This is a genomic window from Pedobacter sp. MC2016-24, assembly GCF_015223055.1.
Classification (GTDB): Bacteria; Bacteroidota; Bacteroidia; order Sphingobacteriales; family Sphingobacteriaceae; genus Pedobacter.
On sequence record NZ_JADFBX010000002.1, the window covers coordinates 544,611 to 565,411 of the forward strand.

The window sequence follows — 20,801 nt, forward strand, 5'->3', positions numbered from 1 at the left end:
TATGTGCGCGAAATTAGAAAAACAAGAGACAGATAAAATAACATACGAAGGTTTATTACAAGGGAATAGGGACTGGGTTGCTGCAACGCTTCAGGAAGATCCTGCTTTTTTCGACAGGCTTTCTGCTGGTCAGGCTCCACCGGTACTTTGGATCGGATGTTCTGATAGTCGTGTACCGGCCAATCAGATTACGAATACCATGCCTGGTGATATTTTTGTACACCGTAATATTGCAAATGTGGTTACGCATACGGACATGAATCTGTTGAGTGTACTGGATTATTCTGTTAACGTACTGAAAGTGAAACACATTATTGTTTGCGGTCACTACGGTTGTGGTGGTGTAAATGCTGCGTTGGGTGATAAGCAAGTTGGCTTGATTGACAATTGGTTAAGGAATATCAAAGATGTAATCAGGCTACACGAGCGTGAGATGCAAACCATTAAAGATCCGCAGAAGAGATCAAACCGTTTGGTTGAGCTCAATGCAATTGAAGGTGCTGCAAATGTAATGAGCACTTCTATTGTACAAAATGCATGGGCTTCTGGACAAGAATTGAGTGTTCATGCCTGGGTATATAGCTTAGAGAGTGGATTGATTACCGATTTGAAGGTTAGTGCATCCGGACCTGACGATATTTCTCCGGTATTTAAAATGCAAGCTCACAAATAATCAAACATCATCCTGTTGTTTGATCGCAAACAGCGGCTTGATATTGCAAAAGCCTCCCGATGACAAATCGGGAGGCTTTATTTTTGTTGTTGATGATTTTTATCCTAAGAATGGATACCTGTAATCTTTTGGCATATCAAACGTCTCTTTTATTGTACGTGGAGAAACCCAACGTAAAAGATTGATCATAGATCCGGCTTTATCATTTGTACCAGAACCTCTGGCACCACCAAATGGTTGTTGCCCAACTACGGCACCAGTACATTTGTCATTGATGTAAAAATTACCGGCAGCGTTACGTAATCTATGGGTAGCTTTTTCAATTGCATAGCGATCCTGAGCGATAAATGCACCTGTTAAGGCATAGATAGACGTTGAGTCAACAATATCCAGGACCTTATCAAAATCTGCATCCTCATAAACGTAAATTGTCAGTACTGGACCAAATAGCTCTTCGCACATGGTCGTATACATCGGATCGTCTACAACCAGTACCGTAGGTTCGATAAAATAGCCTTTGCTCTTATCATAGTTTCCACCGGCAATGATTTCAACTGATTTATCTTTTTTTGCTTCATCAATATATTTAGCCAATTTATCGAATGAATTGTTGTCGATTACAGCGTTGATGAAATTGCTGAAATCCTCTGTACCACCCATTTTAAAGGTTGCCAGATCACGCAACATATATTCCTTTACTTTTGTCCAGATGCTTTTTGCTACGTAAACACGTGATGCCGCAGAACATTTTTGTCCCTGATATTCAAAAGCACCTCGGATAATTGCCGTACTCGCAGATTCAGCTTCGGCAGAACCATGAACCATGATGAAGTCTTTACCGCCGGTCTCTCCAACAATACGCGGATAAGTTTTAAACTTGTGGATGTTGTTTCCGATAGTTTTCCAGATGTCCTGGAATACACCAGTTGACCCTGTAAAGTGGATGCCTGCAAAATCAGGATGGTTGAAGATCACTTCACCTGCTTCGGGTCCGGAAACGTAAACCAGATTAATTACACCATCCGGCAAACCAGCTTCTCTAAAAATCTGCATCAGTACATTTGCTGCATAGATTTGAGTATTAGCTGGTTTCCAAACCACTACATTTCCCATCATTGCTGCAGAAGTAGGTAAATTTCCCGCAATAGCTGTGAAATTAAAAGGTGTTAAGGCAAAAACAAAACCTTCCAGGGGACGTTGTTCAACTCGGTTCCATGATCCTTTTGGAGAAACCGGAGGTTGTTGTTTGTATATATCTGACATGTAGCTCACGTTGAACCGCAAAAAGTCGATCAGCTCACATGCAGAATCAATTTCTGCCTGGTATGCATTTTTACTCTGGCCCAGCATGGTTGCTGCATTTAATTTATAACGGTAAGGACCTGCAATCAGATCAGCAGCTTTCAAAAATACGGCCGCACGGTGTTCCCATGCCAGGTTTTCCCAATTTGCTTTAGCTGCTAATGCAGCATCAATTGCTTGTTTTACATGAGTCTTGTCGCCTTTGCTAAATTGACCAAGTACATGCTGATGATCGTGTGGAGGAGTTACAATTCCTTTTTTATCGGTATGAACTTCCTGCCCTGCAATATACATGGGTATTTCAATTTGTTTTGAACGGGCATCGGCTAGGGCAGCCTCTAAAAGTTCACGTTCTTTGCTTCCTGGTGCGTAACCCAAAATGGGCTCATTTACAGGAGCTGGTACGTTAAAAAATCCTTTAAGCATATTTAATAAGTTATTTCTACAAAGGTAAGGTAATTTTTATTACAGTGGTATTGATGATTCTGTATTAACTTGGTGCAAGGCGCTGTAATAATTCTTATTTTTGAAGCGAAAGCATGGTTAAATATCTCAGGTTACTACTACTTCCTTTTTCAGTCCTTTACGGAATTGTGATTGTATTGCGCAATAAGCTGTATGATATGGGTATATTTAAATCTATAGCTTTCGATATTCCAATTATATGTGTAGGTAATCTGGTGGTTGGCGGTTCAGGAAAAAGTCCGGTAACAGAATATCTGGTGCGTTTGCTGCACGGTCATAAAATCGCCATTTTAAGTCGTGGATATGGGCGGGAAACCAAGGGTTTTATTTTAGCCGATGAAAGTGCAACTGCTTTGAGCATTGGAGACGAACCTATGCAGTTTTATCATAAATTTCCGCACGTTACCGTAGCGGTATGTGAGGACCGCGTTAAAGGTATTAACCTGCTTAAAGATCAACATGATCTGGTGATTTTGGACGATGCTTATCAACACCGTCGGGTGAAGCCAGGATTTAGTGTTTTATTGTTTGAATTTCAGAAGCTTCTAAGGCCACAGTTTTTACTGCCTGGGGGGAATTTGAGGGAACCTTTTTTTGGTTATAAAAGAGCGCAGGCCGTTTTGATCACCAAATCGCCAACGCAGATTTCCAATGTAGAGAGAATGAAAATCGTCGAAAAATTTAACAAGTCGTCAAATCACACAATTTCTTTTTCAGCACTTCAATATGGGAATTTAATCCACTTATTCTCTGAAGCGGAACAGGCCTGTTCTACGGTTTATGAAACAACAAGGGTGTACTTATTGACTGGAATAGCAAATCCTTCACCACTCGTCAATCACCTTAAAGGCTATACGGCGCACATTGACCACCATGAATACCCGGACCATTATCGGTTCAGTTTACAAAATATTAAAACTCTGGTGGATGCATTCAATCGCAATCCATCAAAAGAAAAATTAATCATCACAACAGAAAAGGATGCGCAACGTTTATTAGATGATTCTTTCAAAGAATTACTGCTAAATTTGCCTGTCTTTTATTTGCCAATTAAAATTGCGTTACAAGAGGAAGATAAAGTTACATTTGATCAAAAGATTTTAGATTATGTTTCAAGCACTACACGAAACCGTTGAATATATAAAACGTAAAACGGAGAATTTTGAACCGGAAATAGGTATTGTTCTTGGTACTGGTCTTGGCGGACTGGTTAATGAGATAGAGGTTGCTTACAGTTTGATGTACTCAAACATTCCAAATTTTCCAATTTCTACTTTAGAATTTCACTCAGGCAAGCTTATTTTTGGAACACTAAACGGAAAAAAAGTAATAGCCATGCAAGGTCGTCTGCATTATTACGAAGGTTATAGCATGCAGCAAATCACTTTTCCTATACGCGCAATGAAGGCGCTTGGCGTGCACTGCCTGTTTGTATCCAATGCGGCAGGCTCTTTGAATTCTAATTTTAAAAAGGGTGATCTGATGATTATTAATGATCACATCAATTTGCAGCCTGAAAGCCCACTGAGAGGTCATAATGATGCCGATATGGGACCTCGTTTTCCAGATATGAGTCAGCCTTACAGTCGTAGGTTAATTGACATCGCTATGAGAATCGCAGTAGATGAAAAAATTAAATGTCACCAGGGCGTGTACGTATCGGTAACCGGACCTAATCTGGAAACTAAAGCTGAATATAATTATCTCCGCATCATTGGTGGAGATGCAGTAGGAATGAGCACTGTGCCTGAAGTGATTGTTGCAAACCATATGCATATTCCTGTTTTTGCCATTTCTGTACTTACAGATGAAGGCTTCCCAGAGGTTTTAAGCCCGGTTAGCCTGGAAGAGATTTTGGAGACAGCCCGTAAGGCAGAACCTGAGATGACAAAAATATTAAGCCAGTTAATTTCTACTTTGTAATGTATAGAGGCCTTATTCTATTTGTTCTGCTGCTGGCTGTTTTGGGTGTGGGAGAATTGCGTGCGCAAGATTTAAAGACCAGTGTTAAAGACAATAAAGAACTGGATTCGTTACGGAAAAAAGAAGAAGAGGGTAAAGATTCAGTGATCTTTACCTCAAAATACATCCGGTATACTACGCTTAAACTGACCAAAGATAGCATTCAAACACTGGCGTTGGATACGAGTTTAAATGGAATTCAAAATTTCAATCCCTTAATTCAACCCAGAAATCCAACGATCGGAACAGGTAACGTAGGCTTGGCTGCTATGCCACTTTTGTTTGAACCAAGGAAGACAATTGGTTTTGATGCCGGCTTTCATACACTTGATTATTATGCATTGACGCATGACGATATCATATATTATAAGGCAAGAACACCTTTCACAAGGTTATACTATGTAGCGGCCGGACTGAAAGAGCAATATTTTAAGGTTACCCATTCGCAAAATATCAAAAAGAATTTCAATATTGGTGCTAATTTTAACCGGATCGGTGCTGATGGCTATTATAACAGGCAAAGAGGGGATGATTTAAATGGCGCGCTTTTCAGCTGGTATGAATCGCCCAATAAACGATATAATTTGTGGACTAACCTAATTTTTAATACGCTTAAGGCGCAGGAAAATGGCTCGACCCCTAATCTTGACCTTTATACCAGTAAATATTTCCCGATTGACCGGATGGCAGAGAATGTCCGATTAAGTAATTCCAGGCAAATCTGGCGTCAGACTTCGTTTTTAGTCAAGCAGACCTATTTTGTTGGCCGCATTGATAGTCTTTCTCAGGAAATATCCGATAAAATCCTGCCTACAAATAAGATTTCTTATTCGTTTAGGTATGATGCAAATTCTTATGCTTTTCAAAAAGATGAAACAGATAATTTTACTGTTTTGCCAAAAGGGCTTGCGAGTGCTACTTATACCAATGATAGTACACGGTACACGCGTGTACAGAATGAGTTTATTTACAGCTTTTTTCTTCGTGCAAAGTCAAGTGCTATTATTAAAAATGAGCTAAAAATCGACGCGGGTATCAAGCACGAATTTTACAATTATGCCCAAGGTGTGATGTATCCGGATCGGACAAACTATTATAAATATACCACCTCTTTTCAAAATATTACACTATTGGGAGCTGCTGGATATAGGTTTAGCAATAGGATTGACCTGAACGTAAATGTCGATCAGATCATCCAGGGAAATAACATGGGCGATTTTTTATACGACGCTAAAAGTAATGTATTGCTGAGTAACTCGGTGGGCCGGGTTGTACTGGGTGCATATTTCCAGAATAAATCGCCTGAAGAAGTTTATAACCGCTTTTTTGGTAATCATTACCAATGGATTGGTGACGGAAAGGGGAATGGTTTTGACCGGACTAAAACGATTAATTTCTCATTCAAATATCTAAATGAGAAATTGAAGCTGGATGCAAGTGCAGAATATTATCTGATTAATAAGTATTTGTATTTTGGCATGGCCAACGATAACCCGAAAGTTGCTTTAGATAGTATCACCATTGCACCTAAACAACTTAATGGAAGTCTTAACCTATTAAAACTGACTGTTGGTAAGAAATTTAATTTTGGCAGATTCCATTTGGAGAGTTATCTGGTTTATCAAAAAACGGATAATCCTGATGTATTGCGGACGCCAGAGTTGTATACTTTCAATACTTTTTATCTGGATCAAACATTTTTTAAAGCGCTGAAAACCCATGTTGGTTTCGATATACGTTATAACTCGCCGTACAAAAACTATTCTTACTCTCCTGACGCAGGACAATTCTATATCAATTCTCAAAAAACTTTTGACAGCACGCCTATTGTGGATGTATGGGTTAAAGCCAGTCTTAGAAAAGCCAATTTATTTGTGAAGTGCGACTATGTCAACCAGGGTTTATTGTCTAAAGGTTATTATACCGTAAATCAATATCCGATGCCGGACCGTGTGATGCTTAAATTCGGTATAAGCTGGAACTTCTATGATTAGGTCTTTTGTTGTTTTTTCTTAGCAGCTGGAAATAATACATTATTCAGAATTAAGCGATATCCAGGTGAATTTGGGTGAAGGTTTAAATCCGTTGGTGGATCTCCAACCTGATGCTGATAATCTTCAGGATCATGTCCACCATAGAAGGTAAACTGACCTTTACCGATGACACCATTTAAATATCTTACCTCTTCCGCGCCTTTGTTTTCACCAAGTACGGTAATGCTGGGTTTAACCAGACCTTTCCTAAATGCAGTCGTCTGGCCCATGAAACCTTTAATTACTTTATCATGGTTCTGTGTGAGCATGGTTGGCACCAGATCCCACTTGGCTGAAAAGTCGAATAAGGTAAAGTAGTCATTGCTTTGATTTAAACTGCGGGTTTGGGTAACGTCAATGTCCGAAAATTCATAATTATTCGGATTTAAATCTAGATGAAAATCTTTAAAGGCAAATGTCTTATTAAAATTGAGCTTAGCCTGTGCCTGAGGGTCTGCCGGATCTCCATCAAACATGCTTTCGCAGATGTCTACACCGTCTGCACTTAAAGCGACATCAAAACTATCTGTTCCAGAGCACATAGCAAATAGAAAACCACCGCCAGAACAAAATTCCTTAATGTGTTTAGCGACAGCCAGCTTCATTTCTGAAACTTTTTTAAATCCATTTCTTTTCGCTGTTTCTTCCTGGTTTTTGACATCGTCCCGATACCAGGTTGCATTCCTGAAATTGCTCCAGAACCGGCCATATTGACCAGTAAAATCTTCGTGGTGTAAATGCAGCCAATCGTACGCCGCAAGTTTGTCTTTTAAAATTTCATCATCATATATAATATCATAAGGAATTTCAGCGTAGGTGAGTACCAGTGTTACGGCATCATCCCAAGGCAATTTACTTTTCGGCGAATACACGGCAATCTTAGGTGCTTTTTCAAGTTTTACCATTTCCATGTTTACCTGTGGATCACTGATTTCGTTCAATATACCCGTAACTTTTCCATCTGCAAGTACCTGGTAAGAAACTCCCCTTGCTTTACATTCGTCTTCTACCGCTTTATTGTATTTAATGAGGAAGCTTCCTCCTCTATAATTCAATAACCAGCTTACGTCTGCCTGTTGTTTAATTCCCCAGTAAGCAATTCCGTATGCTTTCAAATGGTTTTTTTGATCTTCGTCCATATAAATTAAAATGGATGAGGCTCTGACCAAAATATTGAACATCAGTAGAATAATTAGAACACAAAGTCGTTTAGAAATCATAAGGATATGGCATAAATACGAATGTAATTATATAACGTTATAAAAAAAAGCAAATTATAGGCTGCTTTAATAACAGTTATTGAATTCACCCTTAGTTTTAAATTAGGTTGTCGGGCGCATTATTTTTAATTTTTATGCCAATTTTTGTAGCGATTGCTTTGAATTATTAGGTATTCATGCTTTGTTTGTTGTTTTTTCTTTTTAAAACGAGGTTTTGTTATGTGATTTTATCTTTTTTGTAAGCAATTTTGTCATGAATGCTTCTCTTGTTTTGAAATGTCACGTTTGTACATGCTTTTTTTAAGGTGTAAAAACTAATTTTAATTAAAAAATACGCTTGTGAAGGGTTAACTATTAGTGTTTTGATTGTGTGAGAAGTATTCACGTGTTAAAAAAAGTTAAATATTTACGTGTGTAAAGTACACTATGGTGTAATATTTGTATATTTGTATCGTTAATACATCAGAACATATCAATAGCATGAATTAGATTGATAGGTTTCTTAAAATAAAGACAACACAATTCCATGCAATGAGCTACTGAGTGTAAGTTCATTTGAGCAGTAGGAAGTTTAAAGAAAAACCCGTTCATACAGGTTTATATTTGGTTAGAATAGGGGAGTGTCCGGATGGAACAACCCTTTCTTTTTTTAAAACTAGTATTAATTTTTATAAAACCATCTTAATGTCTTGATTTATTTCATTTTAGTTTTCCACAATAGTCTTAACGTTTTTTAACATTCTCCCTTTATTATCAATCATACTATTTTATTAATTTCACATCCACTTTCGTTTGTCATTCATTTGATGGCTACGGATTGATAAAATTGCATATAAACGCAATTTTATCTAAGTTTGGCTTTTACAAAAAAATATCATGAGCAAAGCAATAATTAAAACAGATAAAGGCAACATGACCGTTGAGTTTTACGATCAGGATGCACCTAATACCGTTGCTAACTTTAAAAAATTAGCTAAAGAAGGATTTTATGATGGCGTTACTTTCCATAGGGTGATCCCTAACTTTGTGGTTCAAGGCGGTTGTCCAAACTCAAAAGATCCTGCAAAAGCACATTTAGCAGGTACAGGTGGCCCGGGTTATAAAATTGATTGTGAGCTTACTGGTGAAAATCAATACCATGACCGTGGTGTGTTGTCTATGGCACATGCAGGAAGGAATACTGGCGGTTCACAATTTTTCATTGTGCACAGCAGAGAGAATACTGCGCATTTAGACAGAAATCATACTTGCTTCGGTAAGGTGATTGAAAATGTTGATATTGTAGATGATATCAGACAAGGAGATAAGATTTTAGGTATAGAAGTAATAGCGGATTAATATGAATTTAAGAGGAATTGTAGCAGTATCCGGAAGACCCGGTTTATTTAAACTGGTAGGTCAGAATAAAGGTGGATATGTGCTGGAAAGTCTGGATGCCCAAAAGGTTAAGATTGTAGCCAATATTACTACAACCAAGCTGGCTTCATTAGAAGACATTACTGTGTATGGTGAAGACGATGATTTGAAATTACTTGATGTAATGGCAAATATCGCTGCTGCTAAAAACGTACCTGATTTAAAAGCTGATGCCAATGTGTTGAAAGCTTTCTTTAAAGAAGTTGCAGCGGGGCATGATCCGGTTAAAGTATATACTTCTGATATGAAGAAAATTGTTAGCTGGTATCATTTATTGAAAGATCTGCCTTTGTTTACCGAGGAAGCTCCAAAGGATACGGCAGAACATGAAGCGCTTAAAGCCGAAGAAAAGTTAGATAAAAAGCCTAAAGCTGCAGCTAAACCTGCAAATGCCAAGGCGCCTAGTAAAACTGCTCAACCAGCAAAAAAAGCGAATATGACTAGCAAAAAAGGAGTTTAGACTTCCTGAATTATATTTTAAAAAGGCGTTCTATTGAACGCCTTTTTTGTTGAAAAACAATTTTTAAAATAAGAACCAGATAACAGCGAAAGCGATTGCCGAAATTACGATAGCAATAATGTAACTCAACCGGTCGTTCTTTTTATCACTCTTAAATTTATAATCCCTTTTATATTCCGATGGTAAACGCATAATGACCTCCTTTTATTTAATGATGAAACATTGTTTTATTTTCCACAAAATCAATGCAAATTATTCATGATGATAGGGTTCTCCCTTTAATATGCTAAAAGCGCGGTAAAGCTGCTCTACAAAAAACAAACGTACCATTTGATGGGAAAAGGTCATGTCTGATAAGGACATGCTTCCATTTGCACGTTTATATACACTGTCATCAAATCCATAAGGTCCGCCAATAACAAAAATCAAGTGCTGAACGCTACCGATCATTTGTTTGTTCAGGTAGTTAGAAAAGGCCATAGAAGTGTACTTTTTTCCTTTCTCATCCATTAAAATCACAGTATCCAGATTGCTGAGCTGCTTTAAGATCAGTTCTGCCTCTTTTGTTTTTTGCTGTGCCTCGGTCAGATTTTTTGTGTTTTTTACATCGGGTATAACCAGCAGATTGAAACCAATATAATGTTTCAAACGATTCAGGTATTTATCAATGCCTTCGATCAGGTATTTATCTTCCGTTTTACCAACAACGAGCAGGGTTATCTTCATTTAACTATATTTGATCAATTTGCCTGCATCAATCTATTCTTTATCTTTATACACTCGCAATTCGTAACATCTGGTGTTGATCATCGTCCAAGTTTAAAGCAAAATCTAACAGGAATTCAAATATAATGGTAAAAACAAAAATTAGTATCCTCAATGACTACCAAAATCACGTAAATGCGCAGCAAGTGCAGATTGATACCCTTAAAAAAAGGCTCAATACCATTTCCTTTTCCAGATTAGGTTTGTTTATTACAGAAATTCTGCTCATTGCACTGATTATTAATTTTGGTTTTTCGACTTTTTTAACTGCATTCTTGATTGTTCCTGTTGTCTTTTTCCTATTCCTGGTTAAAAAACAAACGGCAGTACAAAACGAGCTGACCTACGCAGGTAAACTGTTGTGGGTGTATCAAAATGAGATTGATCAGCTTAAGCAGGGAAAAAATGGGTATGATCATGGCGAAGCTTATGCCGATGAATATCACCCTTACTCGTCCGATCTTGATATTTTTGGCTCCGGTTCGCTATATGCGTTTATTAATCGATGCAATACACAGCAAGGGATGGATTTACTGGCCGCCAATTTAAGCCAGCCTAAAGACAAGCTCGGCATTGAAAAACGACAAGAAGCGATTCAAGAATTGAAAGGTCAAATTGACCAGACTTACCATTTCCGTGCTGAGCTGCAGAACCATAAACCTGGTCAGTTGCAGATTATTATTAATAAGTTACAGCATCAATTGCCAGAGCAGTTGAATTTTACGCGTAAAAAGTCTTTACGCTTTTATATTAAAGTGGTTCCGTTTATCACCATTGGAATTTTCACCACCGGATTGATATTTGGGGGCGTAGTCTGGCAAATCTTTGCCCTGGTTGCTGTTTTTAACGCAGCGCTGACTTTGTTAAATATGACGCCTATCAACCAGGTATATTATGGTTTTAGTCGAGAATCAAGTTTATTGGCTGCATTTGCCGATACCATCAAATGGACGGAGGATGTGAATTGGAAAAGTACTTACATCGAAGAATTTTTTGATGAATCCAATCAAACTATACCCATCAGTAAACAGATTAGAAAATTAGCTGCTATTATCCAGGCCTTTGATGCCAGGTTAAATATTATTGTAAGTATGGTGCTGAACATCTTTCTCGTTTGGGACCTCAGGTGTTCTATCTCTTTATGCAACTGGCACGATCAGTCGGCCCAACAAACCATTAAAGCCATGGGAAGGATCAGTCAGTTTGAAGAGCTGATTTCTTTGGCTACGCTAACTTATAATCAGCCGGAATGGACCTTCCCAACAATTGAAGGAGATTTTCATTTGGAAGCGACAGCGCTTGGTCATCCCCTGATCCCGGAGCAAGTGCGGGTAATGAACGATTTTCAAGTCGAGTCAAAACCTACGGTAGATATTGTTACAGGATCCAATATGGCAGGTAAGAGCACTTTTCTAAGAACAGTCGGTATCAATATGACCCTGGCCTTTGCCGGGGCTCCTGTATGCGCTAAACGTATGTCTGTGTCCATTTTTAAGGTACTGTCGTACATGCGGATCAAAGATTCGCTGAATGATCAGACATCTACCTTTAAGGCAGAATTAAACCGGCTTAAAATGATCTTGGATGCGATACATGTGCATCCCAATTCATTTGTGCTGATTGATGAAATGTTGAGGGGAACCAATAGCAAAGATAAATACCTGGGGTCTAAAGTGTTTATTGAGAAGCTGATCGAACAGCAGACGCCTGCTTTGTTTGCTACGCATGATTTGCAATTGTCTGAGATGCAGCAGAGCTATCCTTTGCAGGTTCGCAATTATCATTTTGATATACAGATTGCTGAAGGCGAAATGAATTTTGATTATCAACTTAAAAATGGACCCTGCACTACATTCAATGCTGCATTGTTATTAAAAGAGATTGGCTTAACATTAAATTCACAGTAATTTCCCATATTGTCTTTTAAAATAAAGCGATATGATTAAGGCCTCCGATTTTGGAAACGATTTTGTCTGGGGAGTGGCCACTGCGGCTGCTCAAATTGAGGGTGCTGCAGAAACTTATGGTAGGGGAGCCTCTATTTGGGATACCTTTTCCAAAAGGTCAGGAAAGATAAAAAAAGGCCATCAACCGATTGTGGCTTGCGATTTTTATCACCGCTACAAAGATGATGTGGCATTGGTAAAAATGCTTGGCTTTGGCGTTTTCAGATTTTCCATTTCCTGGTCCCGTATTTTTCCCTTGGGTGATGGAGCAGTGAATCCCGAAGGAATTGCTTTTTACCATCGTTTAATTGACGAGTGCCTGGCACAAAACCTGGTTCCATATATTACTTTATACCATTGGGATTTGCCACAAGCACTGGAGGACGAGGGTGGCTGGACTGCCTATTCGATAAATGATAGTTTCAATATATTTGTTACTTTTTGCGCCCGTGAATATGGAGATCGGGTAAAGAATTGGATTGTACTCAATGAACCGTTTGGCTTTACTTCACTAGGTTATATGCTGGGTATTCATGCACCAGGAAAAACCGGACTGACCAATTTTTTCTCGGCGGTTCATCACGCTGCGATAGCTCAAGCCGATGGCGGTCGGATTTTAAGGGCTGAAGTTAAAAATGCACATATCGGAACCAGTTTCTCTTGCTCAGAAATATTACCTTATACCCAGAGTGATTCGGATTTACTGGCAGCCAAAAGAATCGATTGCCTGATGAACAGAATGTTTGTGGAGCCGCTTATGGGCTTAGGTTATCCAACTGCAGACTGGGATGTACTGGAGAAGTTCGCAGTACAGCATTCAACCTGGCGGCATACCGAACGCTTAACGTTCGAGTTCGACTTTATCGGCATTCAAAACTATTTCCCTTTAACCATCAAATACAATGCATTTATTCCCGTTGTACAGGCCTGGGAAGTTAAAGCAGCTAACCGAAAAAAGCCACATACGGCCATGGGATGGGAGATTAATCCCGATAGTTTTATCAATATCATCAAGCAATATGCAGCTTACCCTAAAATCAAAAGCCTGATGGTTACTGAAAATGGGGCGGCGTATCACGATAAAGTAAGTGAACATCAGGTTCACGATGAGGCACGAATTGCCTATTTTGAACAACATCTGGCAGCTTTATTAAAGGCTAAGCAGGACGGGCTCAATGTTACCGGGTATATGGCATGGACTTTAACCGATAATTTTGAATGGGCTGAGGGTTTTAATGCGCGGTTTGGATTGGTACATACCGATTTTAAAACACAGGAGCGGATTGTTAAAGACTCCGGACACTGGTTTCAGAAGTTCTTAAATCGATAAATTAAAAGTCATAAAAAAACTCCCGGTTAATCGCCGGGAGTTTAAATCTATGAAATGAATTAGCTTGGGCTAATTAAGCATTCTTTGCTGCAGCTTCTCTGCGGATGATGTTTAATGCGCCACCCGCTTTAAACCACTCAATTTGTTGTGCATTGTAACTGTGGTTTACAGAAATCTCTTCTGTTGAACCATCTGCATGATGTAATACCAGTGTCAACGGAACATTTGGTGCAAATGTCGTTAAGCCAACAATGTCAATTACGTCATCTTCTAAAATTTTATCGTAATCATCTTTGTTTACAAACGTCAAACCAAGCATACCTTGTTTTTTCAGGTTGGTTTCATGAATACGGGCAAATGATTTTACCAGTACAGCACGAACGCCTAAGTGACGAGGTTCCATGGCAGCGTGCTCACGGCTGGATCCTTCACCGTAGTTTTCATCACCAACTACTATAGAGCCAATGTTTGCAGCTTTATAAGCACGTTGAGTTGCAGGTACCGGACCATATTCTCCTGTCAGTTCATTTTTAACATTGTCTGTTTTGTCGTTGAAGAAGTTTACGGCACCAATTAACATGTTGTTGGAAATATTATCCAGATGACCACGGAACTTCAACCATGGGCCAGCCATAGAGATGTGATCCGTTGTACATTTACCTTTGGCTTTGATTAACAGTCTTAAGCCTTTCAGGTCAGTACCTTCCCATGCTGTAAACGGATCTAACAATTGTAACCTGTGTGAGGTAGGGGATACAGCGACCTGTACATTACTACCGTCTTCCGCGGGTTTTTGATAACCTGCATCTTCCACAGCATAACCATTTGTTGGCAACTCATCACCTTTAGGCGGATCCAATTTAACTTGTTCACCTTTATCGTTTGTCAGTGTATCTGTCAGGGGATTGAAGCTTAAATCCCCAGCGATGGCAATTGCAGCAACAATTTCAGGAGAAGTTACAAAAGCAAAAGTATTTGGATTACCATCTGCACGTTTGGCAAAGTTTCTGTTAAAGGAATGTACAATGGTGTTTTTTTCTTGTTTCTCAGCACCAACCCTGTCCCACATACCAATACATGGTCCACAGGCGTTGGTAAATATAGTTGCATTTAACGATTCAAAAGTACCCAATAAGCCGTCACGGTTTGCAGTATAACGTACCTGCTCAGAACCCGGATTGATACCAAAGTCCGCCTTTGTAGTTAAACCTTTATCAATCGCTTGCTGGGCAATAGACGCTGCCCTTGATAAATCTTCGTAAGATGAGTTGGTACACGAGCCAATTAAGCCCCATTCTACTTTTAAAGGCCATCCGTTTGCAATAGCCACTTCTTTCATTTTAGAAATTGGCGTAGCCAGATCTGGTGTAAATGGACCGTTCAAATACGGTTCAAGCTCAGAAAGGTTAATCTCAATCAGTTGGTCAAAATATTTTTCAGGCTCTGCATAAACTTCTGCATCACCTGTTAAGTGTTCTTTAATTCCGTTGGCTGCATCAGCAACATCAGCTCTGTTGGTTGCACGTAAATAACGTTCCATGCTCTCATCATAGCCAAAAGTTGAAGTCGTAGCACCAATTTCAGCGCCCATGTTACAGATGGTACCTTTACCAGTACAGCTTAAGTTTTCTGCACCATCGCCAAAATATTCAACAATAGCACCAGTACCGCCTTTAACTGTCAAAATACCGGCAACTTTAAGGATCACATCTTTCGCAGATGCCCATCCATTCAATTTACCAGTTAATTTGATGCCGATTAATTTAGGAAATTTAAGCTCCCAAGGTAATCCAGCCATCACATCACAGGCGTCAGCACCACCAACACCAATGGCAACCATACCTAAACCACCTGCGTTTACAGTGTGAGAGTCTGTACCGATCATCATCCCGCCCGGAAATGCATAATTTTCTAAAACAACCTGGTGGATAATACCAGCACCTGGTTTCCAGAAACCGATGCCATATTTGTTTGATACAGAAGCTAAAAAGTCAAAAACCTCTTTACTTTCAGTGTTTGCTGCAGGCAAATCAATTTCAGCACCTAATTTCGCTGTGATTAAGTGATCACAATGAACAGTAGAAGGTACAGCAACCTGAGGTCTGCCTGCCTGCATAAATTGCAATAAAGCCATTTGAGCAGTTGCATCTTGCATGGCCACACGGTCAGGAGCAAAATCTACATAATCCGTACCCCTTACATAAGAGGTATTGGTATTCTCATCCCATAAATGGGTATAAAGTATTTTTTCTGAAAGTGTTAAAGGTCTGCCTACTAATTTACGGGCCGCCTCAACTCGGGGGCCAAAGTTTGCATACACCTTTTTGATCATTTCTATATCAAAAGCCATTGATAATATGTTTTAAAAGGGTAACTTATTCTAACTATTATTTAATTGTAGCGAATTTACGAAAAAAAACAGGCCTTGGTCATCATCTGCGGATCATTATATTATTTATAAAAATTCTAAATAATGGGTTCGCCCATGATTTTCAGGCTTTCTGAAGTCGAACTGTTCATTTTTGAACGGTACTGATCAAAAATGAACAGTTTGATTGCTGTATATCAGGCCAAATTGTCGTATCATCGCCCGTATCGGTTTTTTTAGTTTTGGCCTGAACTTAGTGAATGGGGCTTTATGCTAGAGTGTTCCAAACGAATAGCCAAGTTTATGAAAGTGCCGCAGGACTTTGGGTAATGCATACGCTAGTCTTTCAAAAGCCTTTAAGCTATCGTGAAACACAATAATTGACCCGTTACTCGTATGATTAATCACATTTTGAAAACATTTTTCAGGAGACAGTTGCAAATCAAAATCTCCACTCAATACATCCCACATGATCATTTTTACATCAGGTTTCAATGCCTTAATGGTGCTGATCTGCGATTTTTTAATCCGGCCATATGGCGGACGGAACAAATTGGTTCCGGTTAGTTCCTGACACTTTAGGAAATTCTGTACATAGATCTGATCGGCTGTTTTCCATCCTTTTAAATGATTGAAAGTATGATTACCAATGCTGTGGCCAGCAGATTTTAGCGCTTCAAAAATGTCAGGATGTTTTCGGATATTGTCTCCGATACAGAAAAAGGTGGCTTTGGCATCAAAACTTTTTAAAGTATTTAGAACAAAGGTTGTAACATCGGGTATAGGTCCGTCGTCAAAGGTTAAATAAATAACTTTTTCATTACGGGACTTATTCCAGATTAAGCTTGGATAATACCATTTTAATAACAGTGGGGATTTGACCAGGTACATGAATCAAAAGTAATAAAATACAGGTACGCTGCCTATAAAATTGCGAAATGTATACATTTGAAAAAAGAGCTTCGTGCTCAACGAAAATAGAAATATGAAATCAATTCCCTTTATTAATGCTCGGTTTGGACTGACTTTAATTTTATCTCTGGCGCTTACTACAGGTATTACCCTGCATTCATCAGCACAGGAGGTCATCACTATACAACGCGCTATCGAAGTTACTTTACAAAATAACCTGCAGGTAACGAAATCTAAACTGAGTCAGGACCTCGCAGAAGAGAACTTAAAACAGGCCAAATTAGCGCTTTATCCGCGGGTAAATGCTTCAGCAAATCAGAATTTAGCCTGGGGAAGGAACAATATTGGTAATACTGGTATTTATGAAAATACTCAAACTTATAGTTTAAGCCCTGGCATTGGCATCGGTCTGGATTTATTTAACGGTCTTTCCAAAATCAATCAGATCAAACAAAATAAAATTTTATTGGAAGCTGGAAAAGCCGGTGTTGACAAGGTTAAGAATGACCTGACTTTAAATGTGGTGACTTCATATATGGAGATATTATACAATAAGGATCGTTTAAAAGCAGCCAAGGATCAGCTTACAGTTGCAGTAAAGCAATTGCAGCAACAACAAGAGCTTTTAAATGTGGGTAATAAAACGCTTGCCGATCTTGCTGAATCGAAATCGCAAGTGGCTACGGCAGAATTAAATGTAACTACTGCAACCAATGCTTTGACCATTTCATATATAACGCTGGCCCAGCTGATGGATATTCCTTCCTCAACCCGGTTTGAAGTTCAGGCGCCTGCAGGTCTTAATTTTGCCGGAACTGCTGCAGTTTACGATGCAGAAAGGGTATATACCGATGCATTGCAGATTTTTCCGGATGTTAAGCTGGCGGCCTTGCAAACTGAGGCTGCGAAAAAGGGAATAGACATTGCTAAAGGGAGCCTTTATCCAACACTTTCCTTAAACGGGAGTTACGGTTCGTTTTATAGTTATAATTACAATATGCCAGCAGGAATTCAAAACAGGGCTTTTAGAGATCAGATTGAAAACAATGTTTCAAAGGGATTGGGTTTAAGTTTAAGCATTCCGATTTTTAATGGCTTGCAAGCAAAGTCAGGCATTAAAAAAGCGAAAATCAATTTACTGCAAACCCAGGCTGATGAACAGATCACCAAAAATAATTTAAATAAGATCATTTATCAGGCGGTAGCGGATCTGAGGGCAGCTGAAAGTACTTTTGCATCTGCAAAAAAAGCTTTTGAAGCGCAAAAAGAGGCTTATTCCGTAATTGAGCAACGGTATAATGTAGGTTTAGTAAATTCATTAGACTATAGTACTTCACTTACCAAGAAAAATTCAGCAGAAATTGACATGATCCGGGCTAAATATGATCTGTTATTCCGGTCAAAAGTGATTGATTATTATTTAGGCAAGCAAATTGCTTTTTAGAACATAAAAATAGATAGAGCATACAAATTAACAAACACAAATGAAACTGAAAACCATTTTAATTATAGTAGGTATAGTTGCGGTGCTACTGGTTGTCGCTAAGTTTACCGGACTTATTGGCGCAGATAAGACAGAGCAGGTCACTATAGATAAAGCTGCAAATAGGAAAGTTATTGAAACGGTGACTGCCAGTGGTAAAATACAGCCAGAAACGGAAGTTAAACTGAGTTCTGAGGTTTCGGGAGAGGTTACGGAACTTTTGGTTAAAGAAGGAGACGTGGTTAAAAAAGGACAGTTGCTCATTAAAGTACGTCCGGATGTTCTTAAGTCCGGTTACGATCGTGCTGTCGCTTCTTACAGTGCACAAAAAGCTGGTATGGCAGGTGCAGGACAATTGCTTAAACAAGCCGAAGGTAATTTCGTAAATGCAGAAGCTACGTATAAACGAAATGTAGAATTGTTTAAAAAGCAGGTGATTTCAGCTTCTGAATTTGATGCAGCTAAAGCAGCCTATTTGACTGCAAAAACAAATCTGGGCCGTGCAAAGGAAGATTTGACAAGTGCTAAATTTAACCTGGAGCAAACTGGCGCCAACGTTCAGGAAGCCACTGCAAATTTAGCAAAGGCTACTATTTTTGCACCAGTTGACGGTGTAATTTCGAAACTTTCTGTAGAGCTGGGCGACCGTATCCTTGGGACGGCGCAAATGGCAGGAACAGAGATCATGAGGATATCTAATCTTTCTTCTATGGAAGTTAACGTAGACGTTAACGAAAATGACATCAATAGGGTGCATGTTGGAGATCAGGCAACGATAGAAGTTGATGCATTTGCCGACAAGAAATTTAAAGGTACTGTCACGGAAATTGCCAGTTCTTCAAAGGATGTAGGTACTGCAACCAGTTCTGTTGATCAGGTAACCAATTTTGTGGTGAAAGTGCGTATCCTGGCAGATTCTTATAGTGGTGTTAAAGGCGGAGCTAAGGATTTGCCTTCGCCTTTCAGGCCAGGACTATCTGCTACGGTTGATATCGAAAGTGAAACTGTTGAGGGCTTGTCCGTACCAATTCAGGCTGTATTTACCGTTGATAAGAAGAAGAACGACAAAGATAAAAAGCCTGCTACCGACAACCAGGAGGATAGTGACAAGCAGAAGTCTAAACTGGCCGACAAAAAAGTTAAACAATACGTTTATCTATTTAATGGCGAAACGGTAAAGCAGGTAGAAGTGACTACCGGCATTCAGAACGATCAGTTCATCATTATAAAATCGGGTCTTAAAGCCGGACAGGATGTCGTAACTGGGCCATATTCGGCCATTCAGAACAAATTAAAAGATGGGATGAAGGTAAAGAAAACGACTAAGGATCAATTGTTTGCCGATTCTGATAAGAAGTAGTCTTTACCAATCCTTTTTTATTGAGTAAATTGTCCCGGTTTAAAACATTAAACCGGGATTTTTTATTTATAATGTATGATACCTAAAGTCGCAATGATTGGTGGGGGTAGTTGGGCTACTGCTATTATAAAAATGCTTTCTGATAACATCGCAGAAAAAGAGATTTATTGGTGGATGCGCAATGCAGATGCCATTACGCATTTACAGAAATACAAGCACAACCCGAATTACCTGAGCTCTGTTGAGATACGGATGCCGGAAAAAAATATTTCCGACGACTTGTCTGAGATCATCAGGCAAGCTGATTACATCATTTTAAACGTACCTGCGGCTTTTTTAAAGGCTACGCTCAATGGGCTTACGCCCGAGCAGTTGAAAGGCAAGAAAATCATTTCTGCTATCAAAGGAATTGTTCCTGATGAAAACCAGATTATCGGCGAATTTTTACATGAAAAATATGGCGTACTTTTGTCTGATATCCTCGTAATAGGAGGGCCTTGTCACGCGGAAGAAGTTGCGCTTGAAAAATTGAGTTATCTGACTATTGCTTCTGTAGATCTGGAAGCCGCAAAACGGTTTTCTGGTCTCTTGCAAACCCGTTATATCAAAACCAATGTTTCTGATGACATATTCGGTACTGAATATGCTGCAGTGTTGAAAAATATATACGCCGTAGCCAGCGGCATCTGTCATGGTTTGGGCTATGGCGATAACTTCCAGGCAGTATTAATTTCCAATGCTATCCGCGAAATCAGCAGGTTTGTGGATGCTGTACATCCAATTTCCAGGGACATTAAAGAGCCTGCATACCTGGGAGATTTGTTGGTAACTGCCTACTCGCAATTTAGCCGGAACCGAACCTTTGGTAATATGATCGGTAAGGGTTATACGGTCAAGTCGGCCCAATTGGAAATGAATATGGTGGCAGAAGGTTATTACGCAGCTAGCTGTATGCATGTAATCAATAAAAAATATAAAGTTGACATGCCGATCAGCCGTGCTGTATATGCCATCTTATACGAAAAGCATTCACCTCATATTGAAATGCGCTTGTTAACAGAACAACTCAATTAATATCCAAACAAAATTGGCTCGTTAATTGTTCA

The 20,801-nt window shown here is 39.2% G+C and carries 16 protein-coding genes; 11 read left to right on the forward strand and 5 right to left on the reverse strand.

The window, feature by feature from the left end; genetic code table 11:
* Window position 1: 1 nt before the first annotated feature.
* Window positions 2–673: a carbonic anhydrase gene (locus IM797_RS07985; protein ID WP_194126568.1), complete on the forward strand. Its 672-nt coding sequence runs from the start codon at window positions 2–4 to the stop codon at window positions 671–673.
* 99 nt (window positions 674–772) lie between these two features.
* Here IM797_RS07985 and pruA read toward each other — a convergent pair whose 3' ends face one another.
* The gene (gene pruA, locus IM797_RS07990) at window positions 773–2,401 is read right to left on the reverse strand and encodes an L-glutamate gamma-semialdehyde dehydrogenase (RefSeq protein WP_194126569.1); all 1,629 of its coding nucleotides are present in this window, start codon (window positions 2,399–2,401) and stop codon (window positions 773–775) included.
* 113 nt (window positions 2,402–2,514) lie between these two features.
* On the opposite strand from pruA, the gene lpxK reads away from it, so the two are divergent.
* Genes lpxK through IM797_RS08005 form a run of 3 tightly spaced genes read left to right on the forward strand, consistent with a single transcriptional unit; the run spans window position 2,515 to window position 6,396 of the window.
* Window positions 2,515–3,576, forward strand: a complete 1,062-nt coding sequence (gene lpxK, locus IM797_RS07995; RefSeq protein ID WP_194126570.1) for a tetraacyldisaccharide 4'-kinase — start codon at window positions 2,515–2,517, stop codon at window positions 3,574–3,576.
* The gene (locus tag IM797_RS08000) at window positions 3,548–4,363 is read left to right on the forward strand and encodes a purine-nucleoside phosphorylase (RefSeq protein ID WP_194126571.1); all 816 of its coding nucleotides are present in this window, start codon (window positions 3,548–3,550) and stop codon (window positions 4,361–4,363) included. The genes lpxK and IM797_RS08000 overlap by 29 nt, the downstream gene beginning before the upstream one ends.
* The gene (locus IM797_RS08005; protein WP_194126572.1) at window positions 4,363–6,396 is read left to right on the forward strand and encodes a putative porin; all 2,034 of its coding nucleotides are present in this window, start codon (window positions 4,363–4,365) and stop codon (window positions 6,394–6,396) included. Before IM797_RS08000 ends, IM797_RS08005 begins: the two co-directional genes overlap by 1 nt.
* Here the strand turns inward: IM797_RS08005 and IM797_RS08010 are convergent.
* Window positions 6,393–7,574 (reverse strand): asparagine synthetase B, encoded by a 1,182-nt coding sequence (locus IM797_RS08010; protein ID WP_228098756.1) that lies wholly within the window; start codon window positions 7,572–7,574, stop codon window positions 6,393–6,395. The two genes, IM797_RS08005 and IM797_RS08010, sit on opposite strands and share 4 nt — an antisense overlap.
* Before the next feature lie 957 nt (window positions 7,575–8,531).
* Here IM797_RS08010 and IM797_RS08015 point away from each other — a divergent pair.
* Window positions 8,532–8,993, forward strand: coding sequence for a peptidylprolyl isomerase (locus IM797_RS08015; protein ID WP_194126574.1), 462 nt, complete (start codon window positions 8,532–8,534; stop codon window positions 8,991–8,993).
* A 1-nt stretch (window position 8,994) separates the two neighbouring features.
* Window positions 8,995–9,531, forward strand: a complete 537-nt coding sequence (locus IM797_RS08020; protein WP_194126575.1) for a DUF5606 domain-containing protein — start codon at window positions 8,995–8,997, stop codon at window positions 9,529–9,531.
* 252 nt (window positions 9,532–9,783) lie between these two features.
* Here the strand turns inward: IM797_RS08020 and rlmH are convergent, their stop codons facing one another.
* A complete protein-coding gene (gene rlmH, locus IM797_RS08025) occupies window positions 9,784–10,257 on the reverse strand; it encodes a 23S rRNA (pseudouridine(1915)-N(3))-methyltransferase RlmH (RefSeq protein WP_194126576.1) in 474 nt (157 codons plus the stop codon).
* Window positions 10,258–10,382: 125 nt separating this feature from the next.
* Here rlmH and IM797_RS08030 point away from each other — a divergent pair, with 125 nt between their 5' ends.
* Window positions 10,383–12,203, forward strand: coding sequence for a DNA mismatch repair protein MutS (locus IM797_RS08030; protein WP_194126577.1), 1,821 nt, complete (start codon window positions 10,383–10,385; stop codon window positions 12,201–12,203).
* Between the two features lie 31 nt (window positions 12,204–12,234).
* Window positions 12,235–13,572, forward strand: coding sequence for a GH1 family beta-glucosidase (locus IM797_RS08035; RefSeq protein ID WP_194126578.1), 1,338 nt, complete (start codon window positions 12,235–12,237; stop codon window positions 13,570–13,572).
* A 73-nt stretch (window positions 13,573–13,645) separates the two neighbouring features.
* On the opposite strand, the gene IM797_RS08040 is transcribed toward IM797_RS08035, so the two are convergent.
* Together IM797_RS08040 and IM797_RS08045 are read right to left on the reverse strand one after the other, a co-directional pair.
* On the reverse strand, window positions 13,646–15,922 hold the full coding sequence (locus IM797_RS08040) for an aconitate hydratase (RefSeq protein ID WP_194126579.1): 2,277 nt from the start codon (window positions 15,920–15,922) through the stop codon (window positions 13,646–13,648).
* Window positions 15,923–16,213: 291 nt separating this feature from the next.
* Window positions 16,214–16,831, reverse strand: a complete 618-nt coding sequence (locus IM797_RS08045; protein ID WP_194126580.1) for a polysaccharide deacetylase family protein — start codon at window positions 16,829–16,831, stop codon at window positions 16,214–16,216.
* Between the two features lie 94 nt (window positions 16,832–16,925).
* Between IM797_RS08045 and IM797_RS08050 the strand changes: the two genes are divergently transcribed.
* From IM797_RS08050 to IM797_RS08060, 3 genes are all read left to right on the forward strand, one after another.
* Window positions 16,926–18,296, forward strand: a complete 1,371-nt coding sequence (locus IM797_RS08050; RefSeq protein ID WP_194126581.1) for a TolC family protein — start codon at window positions 16,926–16,928, stop codon at window positions 18,294–18,296.
* 40 nt (window positions 18,297–18,336) lie between these two features.
* A complete protein-coding gene (locus tag IM797_RS08055) occupies window positions 18,337–19,695 on the forward strand; it encodes an efflux RND transporter periplasmic adaptor subunit (protein ID WP_194126582.1) in 1,359 nt (452 codons plus the stop codon).
* A 75-nt stretch (window positions 19,696–19,770) separates the two neighbouring features.
* Window positions 19,771–20,769 carry an NAD(P)H-dependent glycerol-3-phosphate dehydrogenase gene (locus IM797_RS08060; protein WP_194126583.1) on the forward strand — a complete coding sequence of 333 codons (999 nt, stop codon included), beginning with the start codon at window positions 19,771–19,773 and terminating at the stop codon, window positions 20,767–20,769.
* Window positions 20,770–20,801 lie beyond the last annotated feature (32 nt).